This is a genomic window from Nonomuraea sp. NPDC050547 (assembly GCF_044457345.1).
Lineage (GTDB): Bacteria > Actinomycetota > Actinomycetes > Streptosporangiales > Streptosporangiaceae > Nonomuraea.
Map to the genome: position 1 here is coordinate 46,661 of NZ_JBITGW010000022.1, position 17,570 is coordinate 64,230.

The 17,570-nt window shown below is 71.1% G+C and carries 18 protein-coding genes and 1 riboswitch; of the genes, 9 read left to right on the plus strand and 9 right to left on the minus strand.

What is annotated here, in order from left to right:
• The first annotated feature begins 65 nt into the window (after window positions 1-65).
• On the plus strand, window positions 66-1,133 hold the full coding sequence (locus tag ACIBHY_RS43410; protein ID WP_397309785.1) for a hypothetical protein: 1,068 nt from the start codon (window positions 66-68) through the stop codon (window positions 1,131-1,133).
• Between the two features lie 4 nt (window positions 1,134-1,137).
• On the opposite strand, the gene ACIBHY_RS43415 is transcribed toward ACIBHY_RS43410, so the two are convergent.
• From ACIBHY_RS43415 to ACIBHY_RS43425, 3 genes are all read right to left on the minus strand, one after another.
• Window positions 1,138-4,524 (minus strand): protein kinase, encoded by a 3,387-nt coding sequence (locus ACIBHY_RS43415; protein WP_397309786.1) that lies wholly within the window; start codon window positions 4,522-4,524, stop codon window positions 1,138-1,140.
• A 485-nt stretch (window positions 4,525-5,009) separates the two neighbouring features.
• Entirely contained in the window at window positions 5,010-5,327 is a 318-nt protein-coding gene (locus ACIBHY_RS43420; protein WP_397309787.1) for a BBE domain-containing protein, read from the minus strand.
• Window positions 5,321-5,794 (minus strand): hypothetical protein, encoded by a 474-nt coding sequence (locus tag ACIBHY_RS43425; RefSeq protein ID WP_397309788.1) that lies wholly within the window; start codon window positions 5,792-5,794, stop codon window positions 5,321-5,323. Before ACIBHY_RS43425 ends, ACIBHY_RS43420 begins: the two co-directional genes overlap by 7 nt.
• Before the next feature lie 425 nt (window positions 5,795-6,219).
• Between ACIBHY_RS43425 and ACIBHY_RS43430 the strand changes: the two genes are divergently transcribed.
• On the plus strand, window positions 6,220-7,524 hold the full coding sequence (locus tag ACIBHY_RS43430) for a TrpB-like pyridoxal phosphate-dependent enzyme (RefSeq protein WP_397309789.1): 1,305 nt from the start codon (window positions 6,220-6,222) through the stop codon (window positions 7,522-7,524).
• Window positions 7,525-7,555: 31 nt separating this feature from the next.
• A complete protein-coding gene (locus ACIBHY_RS43435) occupies window positions 7,556-8,833 on the plus strand; it encodes a dihydrolipoyl dehydrogenase family protein (protein ID WP_397255210.1) in 1,278 nt (425 codons plus the stop codon).
• Between the two features lie 3 nt (window positions 8,834-8,836).
• Here ACIBHY_RS43435 and ACIBHY_RS43440 read toward each other — a convergent pair whose 3' ends face one another.
• Window positions 8,837-8,914 carry a 50S ribosomal protein bL37 gene (locus ACIBHY_RS43440; RefSeq protein WP_376773618.1) on the minus strand — a complete coding sequence of 26 codons (78 nt, stop codon included), beginning with the start codon at window positions 8,912-8,914 and terminating at the stop codon, window positions 8,837-8,839.
• A 132-nt stretch (window positions 8,915-9,046) separates the two neighbouring features.
• Here ACIBHY_RS43440 and ACIBHY_RS43445 point away from each other — a divergent pair, with 132 nt between their 5' ends.
• From ACIBHY_RS43445 to ACIBHY_RS43465, 5 genes are all read left to right on the plus strand, one after another.
• Window positions 9,047-9,826: a DeoR/GlpR family DNA-binding transcription regulator gene (locus tag ACIBHY_RS43445; RefSeq protein ID WP_397255208.1), complete on the plus strand. Its 780-nt coding sequence runs from the start codon at window positions 9,047-9,049 to the stop codon at window positions 9,824-9,826.
• Window positions 9,823-10,884, plus strand: coding sequence for a galactose-1-phosphate uridylyltransferase (gene galT, locus ACIBHY_RS43450; RefSeq protein WP_397309790.1), 1,062 nt, complete (start codon window positions 9,823-9,825; stop codon window positions 10,882-10,884). Before ACIBHY_RS43445 ends, galT begins: the two co-directional genes overlap by 4 nt.
• A gap of 66 nt (window positions 10,885-10,950) precedes the next feature.
• Window positions 10,951-11,088: riboswitch (cyclic di-AMP (ydaO/yuaA leader) on the plus strand.
• Between the two features lie 6 nt (window positions 11,089-11,094).
• Window positions 11,095-12,048: a coiled-coil domain-containing protein gene (locus ACIBHY_RS43455; RefSeq protein WP_397309791.1), complete on the plus strand. Its 954-nt coding sequence runs from the start codon at window positions 11,095-11,097 to the stop codon at window positions 12,046-12,048.
• Window positions 12,049-12,103: 55 nt separating this feature from the next.
• Window positions 12,104-13,156, plus strand: coding sequence for a hypothetical protein (locus tag ACIBHY_RS43460; protein WP_397309792.1), 1,053 nt, complete (start codon window positions 12,104-12,106; stop codon window positions 13,154-13,156).
• Window positions 13,153-13,719, plus strand: a complete 567-nt coding sequence (locus tag ACIBHY_RS43465) for a type VII secretion system-associated protein (protein ID WP_397309793.1) — start codon at window positions 13,153-13,155, stop codon at window positions 13,717-13,719. The genes ACIBHY_RS43460 and ACIBHY_RS43465 overlap by 4 nt, the downstream gene beginning before the upstream one ends.
• Window positions 13,720-13,739: 20 nt before the next feature.
• Here the strand turns inward: ACIBHY_RS43465 and ACIBHY_RS43470 are convergent, their stop codons facing one another.
• From ACIBHY_RS43470 to ACIBHY_RS43485, 4 genes are all read right to left on the minus strand, one after another.
• Window positions 13,740-14,078 (minus strand): hypothetical protein, encoded by a 339-nt coding sequence (locus tag ACIBHY_RS43470; protein WP_397255198.1) that lies wholly within the window; start codon window positions 14,076-14,078, stop codon window positions 13,740-13,742.
• The gene (locus ACIBHY_RS43475) at window positions 14,075-14,470 is read right to left on the minus strand and encodes a YbaB/EbfC family nucleoid-associated protein (protein WP_397309794.1); all 396 of its coding nucleotides are present in this window, start codon (window positions 14,468-14,470) and stop codon (window positions 14,075-14,077) included. Before ACIBHY_RS43475 ends, ACIBHY_RS43470 begins: the two co-directional genes overlap by 4 nt.
• A 58-nt stretch (window positions 14,471-14,528) precedes the next feature.
• Complete coding sequence (locus ACIBHY_RS43480) at window positions 14,529-15,200, minus strand: GAP family protein (protein WP_397309795.1); 672 nt, start codon at window positions 15,198-15,200, stop codon at window positions 14,529-14,531.
• A gap of 73 nt (window positions 15,201-15,273) precedes the next feature.
• Complete coding sequence (locus tag ACIBHY_RS43485) at window positions 15,274-15,645, minus strand: MmcQ/YjbR family DNA-binding protein (protein ID WP_397309796.1); 372 nt, start codon at window positions 15,643-15,645, stop codon at window positions 15,274-15,276.
• A gap of 11 nt (window positions 15,646-15,656) precedes the next feature.
• Between ACIBHY_RS43485 and ACIBHY_RS43490 the strand changes: the two genes are divergently transcribed.
• Window positions 15,657-16,157, plus strand: coding sequence for a DinB family protein (locus ACIBHY_RS43490; protein WP_397255190.1), 501 nt, complete (start codon window positions 15,657-15,659; stop codon window positions 16,155-16,157).
• A gap of 5 nt (window positions 16,158-16,162) precedes the next feature.
• Here the strand turns inward: ACIBHY_RS43490 and ACIBHY_RS43495 are convergent, their stop codons facing one another.
• Window positions 16,163-17,470 carry a M50 family metallopeptidase gene (locus ACIBHY_RS43495; protein WP_397309798.1) on the minus strand — a complete coding sequence of 436 codons (1,308 nt, stop codon included), beginning with the start codon at window positions 17,468-17,470 and terminating at the stop codon, window positions 16,163-16,165.
• Window positions 17,471-17,570 lie beyond the last annotated feature (100 nt).

Consider the following 17,570-nt stretch of genomic DNA (forward strand, 5'->3'; position numbering starts at 1 on the left):
GGCGGGTCATGTAGCGGGCAGGAGGTGGCTCGACTGTCGGGGCCGCGCTCGCCACACTGAACCTCATGATGCGATCTTGTGCGGTTCTGGCCGTGCAGGGCCTCGTGGCCGTTGCGGCGCTGGTCGCCTTCCTGGTGTGGCCAGGCTGGCCGACCGCGTTACTGCTCGCCTTGGTCGTCTTGACGGGCTGGTTGCTGCCGAAGCTCGTCAAGCACAGGCGCGTACGGCGACTCGCCGCCACGGTCGATCTCTTGCGCACCCGGCTTCCGGACGAGCGGGAGCAGTTCGTGCTCGCGCTGGCCCGCTACGCGGCGGTGCTGTTCCTGGCGGGCCGGCTGGAGCAGGCCCTGGCGGTGAGCGGCGAGCGTGTCGAGCAGTACCGCGCCTTGCTGGGCACCGACCGGCGTACCCGTCTCAAGGGGTACGGCCAGGCCCTCGACGAGCACTGCAGCATGCTCGCCCTGGCGGGACGGCCGCTGGAGGCGCTCGATCTGGCGGCCGAGGCGGTGCGGATCCGCAGGGAAGGTCTGGGCGAGTGGCGTGGTGGTCCCGACTTCCATCGTGACGTGGCCGTTGCCCTGGCTGCCCAGGTCCGCCTGCTCAGCGCCGCCGGCCGGCAAGAGGAGGCCGCACGGATCGGCCAGGAGGCCCTGGCGGTGTTGGAGGGGATCGGTGCGCGTGACGACTACAGCTACCTGCCTTCCCTGGCCGGCGTCCTGGACACGATCGCCGCCTGTGAGCGGGCGGCCGGTCGGCAGGAGGAGGCGCTCGCCGCGGCGCAGGAGGCGGTCGAGTGCTGCGAGAAGCTGTTCAGGGTCTACGCGGGCGAGTATCTGAGCCTGTATGCGCGTGTCACCGGCACCCGCGCGCGCATCCTGTCCTCGACGGATCCGGCCGAGGCGTTGTCGGCCAGTGAGGCCATGGTTGAGCTGACTCGATCAGCGGCACGGCAGGACGCGTTGGTGCATGCCCCGGCACGGGTCGTCGCGCTCACCGCGCACGCACGCGTGCTGAGCGCGGCAGGACAGACGCGACAGGGCCGCCGAACCGCCCGCCTGGCGCTGTCCGAAGCCCGCCGCACGGCTCCAGAACCTCTCCCCGAAACGCGGCGGCAGCTCACCGGGCTGCTGTGAGTGATCACGGCATCGGGCAGGGCGGCGCCGCGGCCCCTGTGCCGTAGCGGTGCCATTCGTCGGCCGTGATCTGCCTGCCGGCCCGGTGACACACCTGCCTGAGCAGGTCGTCGGTCCGCAGCGGTATCCGCAGTCCCCAGCCGGTGATCAGCTCGCCGGCGGCGAAGGCCACCTGTGAGCTCTCCCTCCCGGCCAGGCCCGTGCCCAGGCGGGTGCGGGTGTGGGTCTCCCACAGCGTCACCCGCTGCCCGGAGACGGCCAGCGTGCGCCCGTCGCCGCTGAAGACGAGGCTGCGAACCTGGTCACCGGACGGGTAGGGCAGGCCGACGGGTTGCCAGGTGCGGGTGCTGAAGTGCACGAGCTGGCCCGCCTCCGTGGCCGCGACCAGAGTGCGGCCGTCGGGGCTGAAGGCGGCCGCGGTCAGCCTCTGTCCGCCCAGCGGCTCGGACTGAGAGGTCGCCGGCGTGACGCGCTTGGGCTGAGGACCGAGGGTGATCACGGTGCCGCCGTCGGGGCTGAACAGGACGCCGCGGCCATGCTGCGTGGGAATGGGCATGATGCGTTCGCCGGTCAGGTCGTAGACCGTGGTGGAGCTCAGCCCCGCGGAGCCGCCGGAGTCGGCGGCCACGGCGATACGCCGGCCGTCGCGGCTGAGCGCGACCTGGCCCACGATGCCGAACCTCTCGGCCGCGGTGAACGAGGTGAGCTTGCGGCGGCCGGGCACGTCCCACACCGTGATCTGGCCCGCGCCGGTGACGGTGAGCAGCCGGTCGGCGCTCGCTCCGAACGCGAAGCCGTCCTGTCCCCCGAGCCGAACCGGCAGGTGCCCCACGGAGACGGGCGGGTCGGAGGCGGTGCTGAGCAGTTCGACGGAGCCGACCCGGCGCACGGCCATGAGGGCGCCATCAGGGCTCGGCGTCGCCTCGCCGCGCCGCCGCGGCAGGTGGCGGGACAGGTCGAGGTCGGTTACGGCGCCGCTGGCTCCGGCCACGCGGAGCACCGATGCTCGGGTGAACCAGAGATCGTCCACCGGGTCGGCGGAGTCGTAGGTCATCTCCGGCCTGACCTGGTCCCGTTTCCACAAGGCGATCCGGCCGCCTGTGTGGGCCACGGCGAAGTGGCGCCCGTCCGGGCTGAAGGCCGCTCGGGTGGCGCTCCCCGGGATGGTGGCGGCCTGGTAGGTCCCCCGCTCCGTCCGGCCCGTCGCCCGGTCCAGCAGGCGCACGCCGTGGCCGCCGGAGATCGCCAGGGTGGCGCCGTCGGGGCTGAAGGCCAGCCCGTCGAACCCGGTCCGGGGCAGGCCGGCGAGCTTCGCGCCGTTCTCGAGGTCGAAGATTCCGACGCCGGCCAGCGCCGCGTGGCGATCTCCCGGGGCGACGGCCGCGTTCGGCGCCACGCCGGGCACGGCGATCCGCGTACGCGAGGTCACCGACCACAGCTGCAACCAATCCAGGCCCTTGGCCATCAGCACCCCGCCCGACGGGCTGAACTCCAGCGGAGCGATCATCCCCGGCCACGACTTCATTCGCCCCAGGGGGTCGGAGATCCCGAGCGGGCCGAACACGCCGCCGTCGGGCCGGCCGTCGCGCCACAACCGGATCCCGTCGGGCCCGGCCACCGCCAGCAGCCGGCCTCCGGAGGCGACCGCGATGGCGGTGACCGCGACGGGCATGTCGCCGATGTCGGCCGTCCGCCGGCCGGAGGTCAGGTCCCACAGCTCGGCGCGCAGGCCGTTGAGCACGGCGAGCGTACCGCCGTCGGGGCTGATGGCGATCTGACCCGGCGGCGGCACGAACCGGGCGAGTTCGAGCTGGGCGTGCGCCGAGTAGAGCCCGGCGCGGGTTTCCGGCAGCGGCGCCAGTTGCCAGGCCGCGGCCGACAGGGCCATTCCTAGGGCCGGATCCACCGTCCGCAGTTCGGCGGCCTCGGCGACCAGGTGCCGCGCGGTCACCTCGGTGAGCTGGCGGGCGACCGTCGCCCGCTGGGTGTCGGCCTCCCGCCGCTGATGATCGGCCACGGCGGTGGCGCTCACCGCCACGATGAGCAGGACGGCCAGCGCGGCGGTGAGCGCACGCCTGAGCCGTTGGCGCCTGGTTTCGGCCGCTTGCGCGGCGGCCAGGAACTCCCGTTCGACGGCGGTGGGAGCCAGCCTGCCGGTGCGGGTGGCGGCCCAGCGTAAGGCCTGGTCGAGGTCGTGGCCGTGGAGCAGGTCGCCGGGCCGCCGGCCGTCCGCCTGCCAGCGCCCCGCACCGTCACCGACCAGCCGGTAGCCCGAAATGTCCTCCGCGGCCGCCCAGCCGCGCAGTCGCGGCCAGGCCCGCAGCAACGCCGGGCTCATCGCCAGCCGCCCACCGTCTCGGGTGACGACTCCCGCCTCCACCAGGGCCGCCACCACTTCTCCCACGCCCGGCCCCAACGCCTCCAGCTCGGCCGGCCCCACTTCCCGCACCGTGCTTCCCGGCATCACCCCCCGCAGCAGGATCTGCGCCAGGAGCGCCTGCCGTTCCGCGTCGAGCCCGGCATACACCCGCTCGGCCAATTCCCCGAGCGGCGGCCGGCCACCCGCCAGCCCGTCGGGCGGCCTGACTCCCGTGGCCACCTGGCTGCCCTGCTCCAGGCCGCTGCCGCCGATCAGCTCCATCAGCAGCCCGCCCGCGCCCGGCCGGCGCCCGGGATCCTTGTCCAGCGCCCGCGCCACCAGGCCCCGCAGCCGCTCCGGGACGCCCGACAGGTCGGGCTCGGTATGCAGATGCGCGTAAATGACCGCCTCGGCCGGTCCGGCGAACGGCGGCCCGCCGGTCGCCGCGAACACCATCACCGCGCCCCAGGCGTAGACGTCCGCCTCCGGCCCCGCCTTGTCTCCCCGAAACACCTCGGGCGCCATGTACGGCGGCGTACCCGCCACCCCCATCGTGCTGGTCGCCGACTTGCCGAGCACCCGCGCGATCCCGAAATCGATCACCCGCGGCCCATCCGGCCCCAGTAACACGTTGTCCGGCTTGAGATCGCGGTGCACCACCCCGGCCGCGTGGATCGCCGCCATCGCCGTCGCGATCCCCGTCGCGAGCCGGTGCAGGTCATCCCCGCCATACGGCCCGCCCTCGCCCACCGCCTGACGCAGGCTCGGCCCATCCACGAACTCGCTGATCAGGTACGGCGTGGCCGCGTCGAGATCGTGGGCCAGCACGCGGGCCGTACAGAAGGAAGCCACCCGCCCCAGCGCCGCGACCTCCCGGTCCCGCCCGAACTCGCTGTCAGGCCGCAGCACCTTGACCGCGGCCCTGTTGCCGTCCTCGTCGTAGCCTTCATAGACCACGGCCTGCCCGCCCGCGCCCACCCTGGCCCCGAGCCAGTATCCGCCGACTTGGTAGGGACGCCCAGGATCGTCCATGATCACACGCTAACTCCGGGCCCTTGCAGCCCGCTGAACGCACACAAAAAAGCCGCTTGGGATGAACACCGCGACCCCGGCAACAGCCGGCCCGCCCACAGGCCCGGCCGCCACCTTCCGACCCGGGCCCGGCCGCCGGGCTCCGGCTTCCCTGAAGCCACCCACGCGACACACCACCACGCCGTCACCCCAGCTCAGCCCCGGTCGGCCAGATGGTGCCACACGCGGTCCGGCCCCCGGCAGCCTGCCGCACTGACCACAACCGGCCACCTGTTTCGGGCCGGTCCAACCCGCCGAAGACTGCGTCTCTTCGCTTCCGGAACCGGCCAGCGCCCCTAGCTGAACTGCACAGCAAGTGAGGCGTGAGCCGTGACGTCATGACCGGCGGCGACGGCTTGGGCCAGGACATGTCGTCCGACGCGGCCGGTCGCTCCGAAGACGGTGAGTTTCACGGGGAGACCCCTGTGTGCGTGACGAGAGGGAGGTCATCGGGCCGGTGGGATGTCGTAGTTCGCGCGGAAGGCGTTCGTCGGATCGTGGACGGCCTTGAGCGCGGCCAGTCGTTCATGGTCGTGCGGCTCGTAGGCGGTGCGGACCAGCTCGTGATCGGCGTTGTCGCCGTAGCCCATGACGTTGAGGAAGCGGCCCGCGGTCCAGGGCCCGAGATCCTGGAACAGGAGGTCGAGGAGCCGATGGGCCTCCGCGCTGTCCGCCCCGGCCAGCGGGGTGAGCACCGCCAGCATGTACGCGGCGTCTCGATGCCCGACGGCGTTGGCATGGGCGGACGGTTCGGGGCTCACCACCCCGACCTCCTGGAAGCGCGGGCCAGATCGAGAGCGAGATGTGAGCGGCGAAGGCGACGAGTGTTCATCAAGTGGGCCAGGTCGGCGCGAGTGTCGTGCATCAGTTGCAGGTGGAAGTAGTTGACGTGTTCCAGCAGTGCGAACACCCACAGCGCCGCCCCCGGCCAGACCCGCGCGCCGGAACCGCCTTCGGCCAAGCAGGCACCCACCACGACGGCCGCGGCCACCAGCAAGCCGACGTTGACCCGGGACAACCTGCGATACACCGCCATCCCCGCCGGAACGGGTGATCGCGACGAGAGCTGGGCGAGCTTCAACCACCAGTACGCGCCGCCCTCAGCCAAAACGATCAGAACCAGCACGAGCCCTGCCGTGTTGGCCGTGGTCAGTGGCATGCCCAGGACCCCCGTCAGCACCCCGGCGATCAGCGGAATGTTGACGAACTCCAGGATCGCCAAGGTCTTCACCCGGCGGCGTACGGACGAACGAGGGGATAGCACGAAAGCCATCTTCCACCGGCGGGTCCCGGCCCCGGCGGCCGGGCGGGCCGCGTCAACGGCATCCCGTCATGCGTCGCCAGGTTCGGCCAAGTACAAGGTGTATTCGCCGTTGACCGAAGGGAGCCCAGCTCGTGCGGCCCGACCAGGAGGAACCGGCGGACCCGTCAACACGGGACGCGGGCTTTCGAAGACTTCCACCTGCTGCACTTCGACATGATGACGCGGTTCGCCCCACGGCGGACAGCCGGCCCGCACACGGTGGCCGACCTCACGGGGGGGCGACGGATCTGGCGGTCGGTCACGGCATCGACGCGTTCGTCTTCTGGCCCCAGGGCGGTCAGCGGGAGCAGGTGGCCCTGGAACGACGGGGCCGACCGTCGCAGACTGGGGTGATGACCCCTAGCCACTGGTACAACATCGTTCCCGACCTCACCACGCCCCCTCCCCCGCCGCTCCACCCCGCCACCGGGCAGCCGGTCGGTCCCGACGATCTGGCCCCGTTGTTCCCGATGGAGCTGATCGGCCAGGAGGTGAGCGGGGAGCGGTTCATCGAGATTCCGCAGGAGGTGCTGGACGTCTACCGGCTGTGGCGGCCGACGCCGCTGATCCGGGCGCACCGGCTGGAGAAGGCGCTGGGCACCCCGGCGCGCATCTACTACAAGTACGAGGGCGTCTCCCCCGCCGGCTCGCACAAGCCGAACACCGCCGTGCCGCAGGCGTACTACAACAAGCGCGAGGGTGTGCGCAGGCTCACGACCGAGACGGGGGCGGGGCAGTGGGGGTCGGCGCTGGCGTTCGCGTGCGCGCAGTTCGGGCTGGAGTGCGAGATCTGGATGGTGCGCGCCTCCTATGACCAGAAGCCCTACCGCCGCTCTCTCATGCGCGTGTACGGCGGCGCCGTCCACGCCAGCCCGTCACCGCTGACGAGCGCGGGCAGCAAGATCCTGGCCGAGCACCCCGGCTCCACCGGCAGCCTGGGCATCGCGATCAGCGAGGCCGTCGAGGTGGCGGGGGCCGCGGCCGACACCCGGTACGCGCTGGGCTCGGTGCTCAACCACGTGCTGCTGCACCAGACGGTCATCGGCGAGGAGGCGCTCAAGCAGATGCCGGAGATGCCGGACCTGGTCATCGGCTGCACCGGCGGCGGCTCCAACTTCGCCGGCCTGGCCTTCCCATTCATGCGCGAGAGCCCGCGGACGTCCTTCCGCGCGGTGGAACCGGAGGCGTGCCCGTCGTTCACCCGCGGCCGCTACGCATACGACTTCGGCGACACGGCCGGGTTCACGCCGCTGCTGAAGATGCACACGCTCGGCCACGACTTCGTGCCGGATCCGATCCACGCGGGCGGGCTGCGCTATCACGGCATGTCGCCGCTGCTGTCGCACATGTACGAGCTGGGCTTGTTCGAGGCGGTCACCCGGTCGCAGAGCGAGTGTTTCGAGGCCGGTGTGCGCTTCGCGCGTACGGAGGGGATCGTGCCGGCGCCGGAGCCGACGCACGCGCTGGCCGAGACGATCGCCGAGGCGCTGCGCTGCAAGGAGAGCGGCGAGGAGAAGGTGCTGCTGACCGCGCTGTGCGGCCACGGCCACTTCGACCTCGGCGCCTACGACCGCTACCTGGCGGGCGAACTGGAGGACTACGCGCTGCCGCAGGAGCGGGTCGACCAGGCGCTGGCGAATTTGCCACGTTCCGGGTGAACTCCGGCTCAGGGCTGGTTATGTACTGAGCATGGACGTCGATGTGATCGTGCTGGGGATGGGTCCGGGCGGCGAGGACGTGGCCGGCCGGCTGGCGGAGGCGGGGCTGCGCGTGGCCGCCGTCGAGTCGAACCTGGTGGGCGGCGAGTGCCCCTACTGGGGCTGCATCCCCTCGAAGATCATGATCCATGAGGCGGAGACCTCGCGCGAGTGGGCGGCGCTGGTACGCCGGGTGCGCGAGGCCACCGACTCCTGGGACGACAAGGTGGCCGCCGACCGCTTCACCGGCAAGGGCGGCCACCTGTTCAGGGGCCACGGGCGCGTCACCGGGCCGGGCGAGGTGACCGTCGGCGACCAGGTGCTGCGCGCGGCGCGCGGCATCGTGATCGCGACCGGTTCGCAGGCGGCGGTGCCGCCGATCGAGGGGCTGGCGGGCACGCCGTACTGGACCAACCATCAGGCGATCGAGAACGCCGAGCTGCCCGAGTCGATCATCGTGCTGGGCGGCGGTGCGATCGGGGTCGAGCTGGCGCAGATGTTCCGGACGTTCGGCGTGGCGGTGACGGTGGTCGAGGCCGCCGAGCGGCTGATCGCCCTCGAAGAGCCGGAGGCCGGCGCGCTGCTGGAGAAGGTCTTCGCCGGGCGCGGCATCGACGTGCGGACCTCGGCCAAGGTCGCGCGCGTGGACTACGGGGACGGCCGTTTCACGGTCGGCGGCGCCGAGGCGGAGCGGCTGCTGGTGGCGACGGGCCGCCGGGTGGATCTGAAGGCGCTGGGCGTCGGCGCGATCGGTCTCGACGAGAGCGCGCGGGCGATTCCCGTGGACGCGCGGATGCGCGCGGCCGAGGGCGTCTGGGCGATCGGCGACGCGGTAGGCAAGGGCGCTTTCACCCACATGTCGATGTACCAGGCGAACATCGTGGTCAAGGAGATCCTCGGCGAGCCCGTGCACGAGGCCGAGTACCACGCCGTGCCCCGGGTGACCTTCACCGATCCCGAGGTGGGCGCGGTGGGCCTGACCGAGGCGCAGGCCCGCGAGCGGGGCCTGGATGTGCGCGTCGCCATGGGCGATCTGGGCACGCGCGGGTACATCGCCCAGGCCGAGGGGCTGGTCAAGCTGGTGGCCGCCGACGGTGTCCTGGTCGGCGCGACCGTGGCGGCGCCGCCCGGGGGCGAGGTCCTGGGACTGCTGACGCTGGCGGTGCACGCCCGTGTCCCGCTCCCCAGGCTCGACGAGATGATCTACGCCTACCCGACGTTCCACCGGGCGGTTTCGGCCGCCGTGAAGGAGCTCACCGCGGCCGGGTGACCGTCAGCGCGACGCGGGGCGCTTGCCGTGGTTGGCCTTCTTCTTCTTGCGTGCTCGGGACTTGCGGGCGCGCCTTGCCATCCGTCGTCCTCCTTTGAGCGGGCCTTTTCCGGTACGGCATGCGTATCCCACACCAGGCCCCCCGGCAAGCGACCTCACATTCTTCAACATGTTCATGTCATAATCTGTTTGAACTTGTTGGAAGGAGAGCGCGTGCTCGCACAGCAGCGGCAACAGACGATCCTCGAACGGGTCCGGGCCAGCGGCGGCGTCCGCGTGGCCGACCTCGTGCGCGAGCTCGGCGTCTCCGACATGACCGTCCGGCGCGATCTGGAGTCCCTGGCCGAGCGCGGCCTGCTGGAGAAGGTGCACGGCGGCGCGACCACGCTCGGCCCCGGCTCCACGGAGGAGCCGGGCTTCACCGCCAAGTCCGCCCGCCAGCAGCAGGAGAAGGAGTCGATCGCGCGCCGCGCCGCCGAGCTGGTCGGGCCCGGCACCGCGGTCGCCCTGTCGGCGGGCACCACCACGTGGGCGCTGGCCCACCACCTGGTCTCGGTGCCCGACCTCACCGTCATCACGAACTCGGTCCCGGTCGCCGACGTCTTCCACCGCGCCCCGCGCGCCGACCGCACGGTGGTGCTCACCGGCGGCGTCCGCACGCCCTCCGACGCGCTGGTCGGTCCCGTCGCCGTCGCCGCGATCCGCCGCCTGCACGTGGACACGCTGTTCCTGGGCGTGCACGGGATGAGCGCGCGCGCCGGGTTCACCACGCCGAACCTGCTGGAGTCGGAGACCGACCGGGAACTGGTGGCCGCCGCCCACCGCCTGGTCGTGCCGGCCGACCACACCAAGTGGAACACCGTCGGCATCAGCACGATCGCCGACCTGGCAGAGGCCGACGTCGTCATCAGCGACCAGGGTCTGCCCGCCGAGGCGCGCGCCGAGCTGGCCGAGCGCGTCGGGGAACTGATCATCGCGGAGGGCACGCAGTGAAGCGCACCATCACCCACCTGGCCGACGGGCGAGAGCTGATCTACTTCGACCGGCGCGACGACGCCGACCGCGGCGCGGTGGACCGGCGCCCGCTCGACCCCCGGCCGCTCGCCTCGGAGCTGCGCTACGACCCGCTGACCGAGGAGTGGATCGCGATCGCGGGGCACCGGCAGACGCGGACGTTCCTGCCGCCCGCCGACGAGTGCCCGTTGTGCCCGTCGTCCGACACGCGGGCCTCGGAGATCCCGGCGCACGACTATGACGTGGTGGTGTTCGAGAACCGCTTCCCATCTTTCAGCGGAAATTTTGGGACTTATCACGATGTGGGCGGCCTGAGTGAGGTGCGGCCGGGGGCGGGGCGGTGTGAGGTGGTGTGCTTCACCTCCGAGCACTCCTCGTCGTTCTCACGGCTGACCGACGCGCAGGTCGAACTGGTCATGGAGGCGTGGGCGGACCGCACCGCCGAGCTGTCCGCGATCGAGGGCGTGGAGCAGGTCTTCGTCTTCGAGAACCGGGGCGAGGAGATCGGGATCACGCTGCCCCACCCGCACGGGCAGATCTACGCCTACCCCTACGTGACGCCGCGGACCAAGCTGCAGCTCGCGGCGGCGCAGCGGCGGCCGGGGCTGTTCGCGGACGTGCTGGCCGCCGAACGGGCCGGGGAGCGGGTCGTGGCGGCCAACGAGTTGTGGACCGCCTTCGTGCCGGCCGCGGCGCGCTGGCCGTACGAGGTGCATGTCTACCCGCATCGGCAGGTGCCGGACCTCGCGGCGCTGACCGAGGCGGAGCGGGCGGCCTTCGCGCCGCTCTACACCTCGGTGCTGCGGGCGCTGGACGGGATCTTCGGGGTGGCCATGCCGTACATCTCGGCCTGGCACCAGGCGCCGGTGCAGTACCTGCGTGAGCTGGGACATCTGCACCTGGAGCTGTTCTCGATCAGGCGCGCGCCCGGCAAGCTCAAGTACCTGGCGGGGTCGGAGTCGGCGATGGGGGCCTTCGTCAACGACGTGCTGCCCGAGGAGGCCGCACGCCTGCTTCGATCACAGGTAGATCACTAATTGATTTCCACTTGAAGTCGCGTTACCCGCCATTTACTACTAATATCCCTCACGCACCGGTTGTCACAGCCGTTGCCGCCTAATCCCGGGCGTGTTGCCCAGGAGCCGGGGACCCAGCCTCACCTGGGGTGAATCCACTTCGGTGGTAGGGCATCTCCATGCCCGAACCCGTCAGCTAACCCGGCCGGCAGATGGAGAGGAATCCCCCACGTGGCGGTTGCGTCCCCCGCGGCTCTGGCCATCGGTCTCATCACCGCCGCAGCTGTGGCGCTCACCCCGGCGAGCGCGCTCGCCGCGCCCAAGCCGAGCGAGAAGCAGCTGCGGGCCGAGCTGAAGAAGCTCAACACCCAGGTGGACAAGCTCATCGAGAGTTACAACGGCAAGCGCGTGGCCCTCGCCAAGGCGAAGGAGGCGGAGAAGTCCGCCCAAGCGCGCCTGGCCACCGCCGAGACGGCCCTGGTCGAGGCCGAGCGGCGGGTGGCCGAGATCGCCCAGCTGCGCTACCAGGGCAGCGGCGGCACGCTGCCCGGCTTCCTGTACACGCCTGACGCGCCGGGCGCGGCCGTACTGGAGCAGCTCACCGACGAGGAGCAGGCGGTCATCGCGGGCGTCGCCGCCGCCCGCGACGAGAAGAAGAAGGCCGCCGACGCGGCCGCCGCGCTCACCGCCCAGATCGCCGGGCAGGCGGATGAGGTGGACAAGGAGCGCGACGAGGCCGAAGGCGTCATCAAGGACATCAAGGACAAGCTCCAGGACCTCATGCCGTACGGCACCGGCAAGCGCAACGACGGTTCCTGGGCCCCCGAGCTGCCCTCCGGCTCCGACAACATCACCTCACGGATGCGGATCATCCGCGACGAGATCAAGAAGACCTTCAACCTGCCCTTCGAGGTCGGCTGCTACCGCTCGGGCGGCGGCGGCGAGCACCCGCTCGGCCGGGCCTGCGACTTCATGATGAGCACCGGCGGCTCCATGCCCACCGCCGCCAACCAGGCACTCGGCGACCAGATCGCGGCCTGGGCGATCAAGAACAAGAACCGCTTCGGCGTGAAGTACGTCATCTGGAAGCAGCGCATCAACATGGGATCGGGATGGCGGGCGATGAGCGACCGCGGCAGCATCACCGAGAACCACTTCGACCACCCGCACATCTCCATGCAGTGAGTGCGCCCCAGTAGTGTGACCCCTCGGATGTGATCACCGGGCAAGGAGGGGCACCGTGGCGCTGCAGCCACCGCCGGGACTGGCCATGCTGCTCAACATCGTCGTCTCGTGGCCGCTCGTCGACGAGGACCGGCTGTACGCGGCCGGTACCCAGTGGATCTCCTTCGCGATGACGGCGGTGCGCGTCTCCTCGACCGCGGCCACGCACGCCGCCCAGACCACCGCACGCAACGAGGGCGAAGGCGTCCGGGCGTTCGACGGCGAGTGGCGCGACACCTCCGCACGCTCCGGCGACGCGGTCACCGCCGCGCTGCTCATCGGCGGCGCGTTACAGATCTCCGCGACGATCGTGCTGGCCATGAAGGTGGCGCTGATCGTCCTGCTCATGCGGCTCGCCCTGCACCTGTCGCGGCTGGTCGCGGCCTCTGGCCCCACCGCCGGCGCCTCGCTCGCCGCCGTGGGTCCGGTCGTGGGCGGCGCCAGGACGACCGCGCGGGAGATCATCCGCCGGATGGTCGAGCTGCTGGAACGCAGCGCGCTGCGCCTGTTCGGACGCGCGTCCGCGCTGCTGCGCAAGCCGGCCTCCAAAGCGGGGTCCGGCGCGATCCCGCCCGGCAGGCGGCCGCCGACACCCCTGCGCGGCCCCGGCAACCACCTCGAGTCGGCGGCCGACAAGAACGTCGACGTCTCGAGCATCACGCCGTACCCGATCTGGCGGCGCGACCGCCCGCCGGTCTACCGCGCCGAGGACAGGTCTCCCGACGAGATCTTCGAGCGGGGCCTGCGCCCGCGCGACCCGTCGATGACGAACCTGTCCGACTACGTGCTCAAGGCCAAGCCGTCCGCCTTCGTCGGGACCAGCACGCGGATGGACATCGACAACGCCGTCCCGCGCCGCTACGTCTACGAGGTCGACGCCCCGGGCGGGATCGACGTCCAGGACACCGTGAAGGCCGCCCGCCATCTGGCCCACGAGCGCGAGATCGCCTTCCCCGGCGGAGTGCATCGGAGATACATCACCGGCGCCTGGCCGCAAGGGGTGCCCAAAACGCCGCAGAACTTCATCCGCAACCCGCACTACGACCCCTTCCCCGGAGGATCGCCGTGAACGACGTCCCACCGCCCCCGCCGCCGATCACCGACGAGTTGCGGCGGCAGGCACGGCAGAGCCCGGGGACCTGGATGTACGCGATCGACCCGTTCTTCGACCCCGGTGGGGAGGTCCCGCCGTACGGCATCATCGGGGCCTGGCAGGTCGACGCGCGCGGTGAGATCACCGGCGAGTTCCAGCACAACGGCGGATACCGGCCCTCGCCGGTGGCGCTGGGCCACCCCGAGCCCACCGACCCGCTCGACCGGGCCCTGCAGCTCGCCTCGACCGGCTACGCCACCGGCGGCGACGTCGTGCCGCTGCTGCTGGCGGCGGAGGTGATCGTGGCCGCCGGGCCGGGCGGCGGGGTGCCGGTGTTCGACACGGGCGAGGGCCGGGCGGCGTTCGCCTACACGGCCCAGGACCACTTGCCGCGGTCCCTGCCGGACGGGGCCATGGACTGGCAGCGCCTGCGCGGGGGCGATTTGGTCGCGCTCCTGCCCGCGGACGTGGGCGTCGTCGTCAACCCGGAAGGGCCCGCCGGTGTGCTCCTCGGCCCCGCGGAGCTACGCCAGTCGTGACCGGCGTGGAGCCATGCCGGTCATGACCGCTCCAGCAGCCGTCTGACGCGCGCGACTTCCTCCTCGCCGCGCCGCTCGGCGGCCTTGTAGTTCGCCTCCATGACCCGCACGTCCTCGCCCGAGGCCACCTGCCGCTCCCCCAGCGCCTCGCAGACCTCCAGCGCCTTCTTGGTGACCTCGAGGTAGGCGGCCTTGACCATGGTCGCGGGCACCTCGTCCCAGGGGTCTCCTTCTCCCTCGAGACCGGCGCGCAACTCCGCCACCGCCTCCAGCCACGTCGCGCCGGTCTGGCCGAGGCCCGCGCCGGTGCCGCGCAGGTCGGCGTGGGAGACGTCCGGGCCCCGGTCGAACCCGGTCACCGCTCCTCCAGCCGGCGCACGACCAGCTCCACCCCGTCGGCGAACTCCTCCAGCCGCCCCAGCACGCTGTCGTGCGTTCCGCCCATCGTCTGGGCGAGCCGCCGGGGATCGGCCGCCTCCAGTCCCGGCGCGTTCGCCCGCAGGTCGTCCAGGGCGGCGTTGACCGCGCTGAGGATCTCCCGCGCGAGGTCCTCCGAGGCCATGCGCATGACCCGGGGGTTGAGACGCAGCTCGTGCAACCGCCCGTCCGGCCCGGCCACCGCCCGCACCTGCCCGTCCGCCGCCACGCCGTCGCCCTGGAAGACGGCGTCGGCGGGCGCTTCCTCCGCCTGCTCCAGTGCCTGGAGGGCCTGAGTCAGCATCTCGCCGATGGGGTGCCCGTTCTCGTACATGGATCTCTCTCTATCGCACCCGTACGCGCGCGAACCACCCCATGTGGATGAACAACGGCTACTGGAGCCAGCCGAACAGGCGGGCGGCGGCGTCGCGGGCGATGAGGAAGCCCACGATGGCCAGCGTCCAGCCGACCATGGAGGCGGCGTTCCTGAGGATCCAGTCGCGCAGTTTGGCCAGCTTCGGCTCCAGCCGGTCGCCCGCCAGGCCGCGCCCGGCCATGAGGGCCAGCGGCGGCAGCACCATCACCAGCACGTACCCGGCCAGCACCGGCCCCCACTGCATCGGCGTCAGCCCGGAGGCGGTCATGATGCCGATCGCGGCCAGGTAGGGCGCCATCGTGGCCACCTCGACCACACCCATCGTCAGCGCCAGCGACACCATCGTGCCCGGCCCGCCCAGGCGCGGCTCCCACTGCTTCTTCTGCTTCTTGGAGTCGAAGCGCCAGCTCAGCAGGAACAGGCCCACACCGACCACCAACTGCACCCACAGGAAGGTACGGCTCTGGAAGACGTCACCGAAGTTCTCCAGCAACGCCGACAGGCCCAGCATGAGCGCCACGCCCACCAGGAAGTAGAAGAGCGTGATCGTGGCCAGGTAGATGATCATCCGGCCGACCTGCCTGCGGTCGGAGGCCAGCATCATCACCAGAGGCACACCGAGTGTGCCGAAACTCGTGCTGTCCACCAGGGCGAGCCCCACCAGCGTCAGGAGGACTGTTGTCGTCATGGTCACCCATCCTGCCGCCGCGACCGGCGCCCCGACTCCTACGCGCGAGCCAATCCGGCCTACACCTTTCTGCCTACTGTGGCGGTCCGATCCCGGCGTCGAGCTGCTTGACCAGGGTCTTGGGGGCGATCATCCGGTAGGCGTCGGTGACGATCTCCTTGATCTCGGCCCAGTCGACGTCCACGTCCAGGTAGACGCCGAGCCAGCCCCGGTGTCCCACGTACGGCGGGCGGAAGTAGTGCTCCGGGTCCTCCGCCACCAGTTCCTGCTGCACGCCAGGCGGCGCGGCGCACCAGAAGCCGAGCCGGTCGTCGTGGTGGTGGTCGGCGAACGTCACGAACGTCTTCTTGTCCCGCACGAACCAGGTGGGCTCGCCGTGGCTGAGCCGTTCCGTCGTCTCCGGCAGGTCCAGGCAGAGATTCCGCAGGCGTTCCAGCTGGTCCATAGTCTTAGGCTATGCGCATCGAACCACCCGTGGACGGCGACGAGCGAAGCACGCTGGAAGGCTTCCTCGACTACCACCGGCAGACACTGGCCTGGAAGTGCGAGGGGCTCACCGACGAGCAGTTGCGGACGCGGGCCCTGCCGCCGTCCACGATGTCGCTGCTCGGGCTGATCAGGCACATGGCGGAGGTGGAGCGGGCCTGGTTCCGCCGCCGTCTCGGCGGGCAGAGCGACCTGCCGTTCATCTACGTCACGGACGAGGATCCGGACGCCGACTTCGACCGCGTGGACCAGGACGACCGGGCGGGGGCGTTCAAGACGTGGGAGAGCGAGGTGGCCGCGGCCCGCGAGGCGGCCGCGGGGGTGCCGCTGGACGGGGTCGTGCACCGCACCCGCGAGCCGCTGACGGTGTCGGTGCGCTGGGTCTACTTCCACATGATCGAGGAGTACGCCCGCCACAACGGCCACGCCGACCTGCTACGCGAGCGGATCGACGGGGCCACGGGCGAGTAGGGGCCTCAGCCGGACAGGCGGATGGGGTTGACCAGGTCGGCGTAGACGAGCAGACCGGCCATGATGATCATCACCATGGCCAGCACGTACGTCAGCGGCAGCACCTTGGCGATGTCCACGTGACGAGGCTCGGGCCGGCGGAAGACGCGGGCGAAGGCGCGCTTGAGCCCTTCCCAGAGGCCGCCGGCGATGTGGCCGCCGTCCAGCGGCAGCAGCGGGATCAGGTTGAAGACGCCGATCGCGAGGTTGAAGCCGGCCAGCAGGTTGATGAAGGTGGCGATCTTCTCCTGGCCCGACAGCAGGTCGGAGGAGAGGATCTCGCCGCCCATCCGGCCCGCGCCGACGACGCCGACCGGGCCCTGCCGGTCACGTTCCTCGCCGGAGAAGGCGGCGTGCCAGACGCCGACCATCTTCTCCGGCAGGTCGAGCAGCGATGCGGCCACCCGCCCGGTCAGGCTGACCATGTGCCCGGCCACGAAGCCGATGGACTGCGTCTCGTAGACCTCGGTGGGGTAGACCCCGAGGAAGCCGACATTCTTGTCGACCTTCTTGGGGTCGTCCCGGTTCGGCCGGTCCTGTGCGATCAGGTTGACGTCCAGCGTCGACGGCTGGCCGTTCCTGATGATCCCGAGCTTGACCGCGCCCGCGCCGTACGCGCGGATCTTGTCGGTCGCGTCGTCCCACGAGGTGATCTTCACGCCGTTGAAGGCGACGATCTCGTCGCCCACCTTCAGGCCGGCCTGGGCCGCGGGGGTGGGCCGGTCACCGGGCTTGCACTCCAGGCGCTGCTCCGCGACGGGGATCACGCAGGTGGTGGATTTCGGCGAGACGACCGGCTTGAGGACCGGAACGCCGAAATACATCAGCACGATGGCGAAGAAGACGAAGGCCAGCACGAAGTTCATCAGCGGGCCGCCGGACATGATGATGACCTTCTGCCACCACTTCTTCCGGTAGAAGACCCGGTTCTCGTCGCCGGGCCGTACCTCTTCCTGCGCGATGTCACGCGCGGAGTCGATGAGTCCCTGGAACGGCCCGGTCGAGACCTGGCGCAGCTTCGCCGGGTCGTCGCCGGGACGCGGCGGCAGCATGCCGATCATCCGGATGTAGCCGCCGAGGGGGATCCACTTGACCCCGTACTCGGTCTCGCCCTTCCGCTTCGACCACAGGGTCGGACCGAAGCCCACCATGTACTGCGTCACCCGCACCCCGAAAATCTTCGCGGGGACCATGTGGCCGAGCTCGTGCAGCGCGATGGAGGCCGCCAGACCAAGGAAGAACAAGGCGAATCCCGCGATGGTGAGCCAGATCATCTAGGGGCGCTCCAGGGTCACGGAAGGTCTTGACAACCCCAGAGTAGTCGAAGTTTCCACACCTGAATGGCTTGCGCACGCTTTGCGGAATCGACAAACT

What these genes read in the sequence shown, in the direction of transcription:
- ACIBHY_RS43475 (WP_397309794.1), bottom strand. Translation starts at nt 14,470, where the DNA reads ATGTACGAGAACGGGCACCCCATCGGCGAGATGCTGACTCAGGCCCTC.
- ACIBHY_RS43435 (WP_397255210.1), top strand. Translation starts at nt 7,556, where the DNA reads ATGGACGTCGATGTGATCGTGCTGGGGATGGGTCCGGGCGGCGAGGAC.
- ACIBHY_RS43495 (WP_397309798.1), bottom strand. Translation starts at nt 17,470, where the DNA reads ATGATCTGGCTCACCATCGCGGGATTCGCCTTGTTCTTCCTTGGTCTG.
- ACIBHY_RS43415 (WP_397309786.1), bottom strand. Translation starts at nt 4,524, where the DNA reads ATGGACGATCCTGGGCGTCCCTACCAAGTCGGCGGATACTGGCTCGGG.
- ACIBHY_RS43480 (WP_397309795.1), bottom strand. Translation starts at nt 15,200, where the DNA reads ATGACGACAACAGTCCTCCTGACGCTGGTGGGGCTCGCCCTGGTGGAC.
- ACIBHY_RS43440 (WP_376773618.1), bottom strand. Translation starts at nt 8,914, where the DNA reads ATGGCAAGGCGCGCCCGCAAGTCCCGAGCACGCAAGAAGAAGAAGGCC.
- ACIBHY_RS43430 (WP_397309789.1), top strand. Translation starts at nt 6,220, where the DNA reads ATGACCCCTAGCCACTGGTACAACATCGTTCCCGACCTCACCACGCCC.
- ACIBHY_RS43485 (WP_397309796.1), bottom strand. Translation starts at nt 15,645, where the DNA reads ATGGACCAGCTGGAACGCCTGCGGAATCTCTGCCTGGACCTGCCGGAG.
- ACIBHY_RS43490 (WP_397255190.1), top strand. Translation starts at nt 15,657, where the DNA reads ATGCGCATCGAACCACCCGTGGACGGCGACGAGCGAAGCACGCTGGAA.
- ACIBHY_RS43410 (WP_397309785.1), top strand. Translation starts at nt 66, where the DNA reads ATGATGCGATCTTGTGCGGTTCTGGCCGTGCAGGGCCTCGTGGCCGTT.